The following is a 3952-nucleotide window of genomic DNA, read 5'->3' as shown; positions in this document are numbered from 1 at the left end:
CGCTTGGACTCACGCACGCGCTTTGCAGCCTGCTTCAGTTCATCCTTGCCACCGGCGGCAGCGGCGCGCTGCTCTTCTTCCGGCAGGTCGGCCACGGCAGCGGCGGCGCTGATCGAGATCATGCCGGCCTTCACCGCTTCCACCACCTCGGCCGCGGCCTGGGCGTGGATGCGTTCGATCATGCCGACCTGGCTGGTGCTCAGCTTGGCTTCGCGGGCCAGTTCGGCGCGGCTGATCTTCGGCGCTGGTTCCCACGGCGGGCTGTCCTCGCCGGCTTCGTCGGCAAGCTCGGCGGTGCCATCGCTCTCACGCTGCAGCTGCGCCTGCTCGACCTGCTTGCGGGCGGACAGGATGTCGCGCTTGCGCAGGGCCAATACGCCGCGCTGGAAATCGGAAACGCTGCGTCGGCCCAGGTGCTGCTCGATCATCCACAGGTGCACGTCTTCCATGCTCTGGAAGCGGGTGTTCTGCACGGTGTTGAACGGCAGGTCATGCTTCTGGCAGATGCCGAAGCGGTTGTGTCCATCCACCAGCACCTCGCCCCACAGCACCAGCGCATCGCGGCAGCCTTCGGCGAGGATGCTGCGCTCCAGCGCCTCGTGTTCGTCCGCGGTGAGCGGGTCGATGTAGGCCTTGAGTTCTTCTTTGACGACGATGTTCATTGGCACGGCAACGGGCAGGAGCGGAACCGCCCATTGTACCTGCTCGCCACCATCGTCCCGGCCTCAGGCGGTGGCCCGGATCATCTCGCCCAGGGTGCCGGTGATCTGATCGATCTGTGCCTTGTCCACGATCAGCGGCGGTGACAACGCGATGATGTCGCCGGTACAGCGCACCAGCAGGCGCCCGTCGTGGAAGCAGCGGCGGAACACCTCGTAGCCACGGCTGCCGGGGGCGTCCTTGCGCGGCGCCAGCTCCACCGCACCGACCAGGCCGAAGTTGCGGATGTCGATCACGTTCGGCAGCCCCTGCAGGGCATGCAGGCGCTCCTGCCAGTACTCGCCCAGCTCGATCGCGCGCTCGAACAGGCGTTCCTCGGCGTAGACATCCAGCGTGGCCAGCGCCGCCGCGCAGGCCAAGGGGTGGCCCGAATAGGTATAGCCATGGAACAGCTCGATGGCCTGTGGCGGACCCTGCATGAAGCTGGCATGCACGCTGTCGCCGACCAGTACGCCACCCAGCGGCACCGCGCCGTTGCTGGCGCCCTTGGCGAAGGTCAGCAGGTCCGGGGTGACGCCGAAACGCTGTGCGGCGAACGCCATGCCGACCCGACCGAACCCAGTGATGACTTCATCGAACACCAGCAGGATGCCGTGCTGGTCGCAGATCTCGCGCAGGCGCTGCAGATATCCTGGTGCCGGCAGGATCACACCGGCCGACCCAGCAATGGGCTCGACGAACACGGCGGCAATGGTGGAGGGATCGTGCAGGGCGATCAGCCGTTCCAGATCGTCGGCCAGCTCGGCACCCTGGCGCGGCAGGCCCTTGCTGAAGGCATTGCGTGACAGGTCCAGCGTGTGCCGCAGGTAATCCACGCCGCCGAGCTGCAGACCGAACTGGCGGCGGTTGTTGGGCAGCCCGCCCAATGCCATGCCGCCGAAGCCGACCCCGTGGTAGGCCTTCTCGCGGCTGATGAATCGCGTGCGCTGGCCTTCGCCACGCAGGCGATGGTGGGCCAGCACGATCTTCATCGCCGAATCCACCGCCTCCGAGCCCGAGCTGGTGAAGAACACGTGGTTGAGCCCGGCCGGAGCCAGCGCCGCCAGTCGCTGCGCGAGGGCGAAGGCCGGCGGCGAACCCATCTGGAAGGCGGGCGAGTAATCGAGCGTGGCGGCCTGCTCGGCGATCGCGTCGACGATGCGACGGCGGGCATGTCCTGCATTGCAGCACCACAGGCCAGCCGTGCCATCGAGAATGGCGCGTCCATCCACATCCTCGTAGTACATGCCCTCGGCACGCACCAGCATGCGCGGCGCGCCCTTGTACTGGCGGTTGGCAGTGAACGGCATCCAGTACGCGTCCAGTGAATCGGGGCGCTGGGTGGCCAGGTCGTGCAGGTCGCTTGCAGGGGTTTTCATGCCGGCTCCGTCGGGTCCGATGGTTGCGACTCTAGCGCAGCCGCGTCACGGATCTGTCGGCGGGCACGGCCCGGTACGGGCGGGGTGTGCACGTCACGGCCCGGTAGCGGCCGCATCGGTATAACGGCGGACAGTCGATACGCGGAGGACCCCATGACCCACTTCCCCGACCGCAGCCACTGGCAGGGCCTGTCCAGCCGCGTGGCGATTCCCGGACAAGCGTTCATCGATGGCCGTTACGTCGATGCCGCCAGCGGCGCGCGCTTTGATTGCATCAGCCCGATTGACGGGCGCGTACTGGGCGCGGTGGCCGACTGTGATGCGCAGGACGTGGAACGTGCGGTGGCCTCGGCGCGCCGCGCGTTCGAGGCAGGCCACTGGTCGCAGGCCAGCCCCGCCCATCGCAAGCGCGTGCTGCTGGCGCTGGCCATGCTGGTGGAGGCGCATGCCGATGAGCTGGCCCTGTTGGAAACGCTGGACATGGGCAAGCCGATCCGCGATGCGCGTCGCATCGACCTGCCTGGTGTGGTGCGCTGCCTGACCTGGACCGCCGAAGCGGTGGACAAGCTGTACGGTGAAATCGCGCCCACCGGGCCGCACGAGCTGGGTCTGGTGACACGCGAGGCCGCAGGCGTGGTAGCGGCCATCGTGCCGTGGAATTTTCCGTTGTTGATGGCCTGCTGGAAGATCGCGCCAGCCTTGGCGATGGGAAATTCGGTGGTGCTGAAGCCCTCCGAGCGCTCGCCGCTGAGTGCGTTGCGGCTGGCCGCGCTGGCGGCCGAAGCGGGTTTGCCCGAGGGCGTGCTCAACGTGCTGCCGGGCCACGGTTCACGCGTGGGCGAGCCGCTGGCCCTGCACATGGACGTGGACGTGCTGGCCTTCACCGGCTCCACTGCTACCGGCGCGAAGCTGCTGGAGTACGCCGGTCGTTCCAACCTCAAGCGGGTCTGGCTGGAATGCGGTGGCAAGAGCCCGCACGTGGTGTTCGCCGATGCGCCGGACCTGGATGCGGCGGCCAAGGGCGTAGCGCAGGGCATTTTCTTCAACCAGGGTGAAGTCTGCACGGCCGGTTCGCGGTTGCTGGTGCAGCGTGCGATCCGCGATGACTTCGTGCACCAGGTGATCGCCTATGGCCAGCGCATGCAGCCCCGCCATCCGCTGGAGGTAGATGCACCGATGGGGGCGCTGGTCGATGCCGCGCACGTGGACAAGGTGCTGGCCGACATCGCCCGGGCCGAAGCCGATGGCGCGCGCCTGCTGCTGGGCGGCCAGCGTGCCGATGTGGAGGCGGGCGGTTGTTATGTGCAGCCGACGGTGTTCGACCAGGTACGGCCGGAGCAGGCGCTGGCCCGCGAGGAAGTGTTCGGCCCGGTGCTGGCGGTGCTTGGCTTCGATGACGAAGCCGAGGCCGTGCGCTTGGCCAACGACAGCCGCTACGGGCTGGCCGCCGGCCTGTGGACGCGGGATCTCGGTCGCGCCCATCGCGTGGCCCGTCAGCTGCGTGCGGGCAGCGTATGGGTGAACGGCTGGGACGGCGGTGACATGACGGTGCCGTTCGGTGGCTACAAGCAGTCCGGCAACGGTCGCGATAAATCGCTGCATGCCTTCGACAAGTACAGCGAGATGAAGGCCACCTGGATCCAGTTGTAGCGCCGAGCCGCGCCCGGCTGCCTTTGGTAGACGCCAACCTTGGTTGGCGCCGGGCAGATTCATCCACGCATGGCGTGGATCTACTGTAGAGGCGGCATGGTGGGATTCATCCACGCAGAAAGAATTTGTTGGCGTCGGTGTCGCCTGAAACCATTGCCCCGACGGGACCGCCAAGCGTGGCAGAATCGGTCGATCCGCCGTTACCCGCCTTGCCGATGTCGACG

3 protein-coding genes are annotated in these 3952 nt (G+C 67.5%); 1 reads left to right on the top strand and 2 read right to left on the bottom strand.

Annotated elements, in window-relative coordinates:
- Both DBR20_RS10465 and DBR20_RS10460 read right to left on the bottom strand, forming a co-directional pair.
- The coding region (locus DBR20_RS10465; RefSeq protein WP_258223294.1) for a plasmid replication/partition related protein at positions 1 to 662 on the bottom strand (662 nt) is incomplete at its 3' end.
- Between the two features lie 63 nt (positions 663 to 725).
- Positions 726 to 2078, bottom strand: a complete 1353-nt coding sequence (locus DBR20_RS10460; protein WP_108266129.1) for an aspartate aminotransferase family protein — start codon at positions 2076 to 2078, stop codon at positions 726 to 728.
- Between the two features lie 153 nt (positions 2079 to 2231).
- Here DBR20_RS10460 and DBR20_RS10455 point away from each other — a divergent pair, with 153 nt between their 5' ends.
- Positions 2232 to 3728 (top strand): aldehyde dehydrogenase, encoded by a 1497-nt coding sequence (locus DBR20_RS10455; protein ID WP_108266128.1) that lies wholly within the window; start codon positions 2232 to 2234, stop codon positions 3726 to 3728.
- Positions 3729 to 3952: the final 224 nt, after the last annotated feature.

This window comes from Stenotrophomonas sp. HMWF023 (genome assembly GCF_003060985.1).
Lineage (GTDB): Bacteria > Pseudomonadota > Gammaproteobacteria > Xanthomonadales > Xanthomonadaceae > Stenotrophomonas > Stenotrophomonas lactitubi.
The sequence above is the reverse complement of the archived record's forward strand: the minus strand, read 5'-3'. Positions and strand labels throughout refer to the sequence as shown.

Coding starts and splice junctions, on each gene's coding strand:
- DBR20_RS10460 (WP_108266129.1), bottom strand. CDS start 2,078: ATGAAAACCCCTGCAAGCGACCTGCACGACCTGGCCACCCAGCGCCCC.
- DBR20_RS10455 (WP_108266128.1), top strand. CDS start 2,232: ATGACCCACTTCCCCGACCGCAGCCACTGGCAGGGCCTGTCCAGCCGC.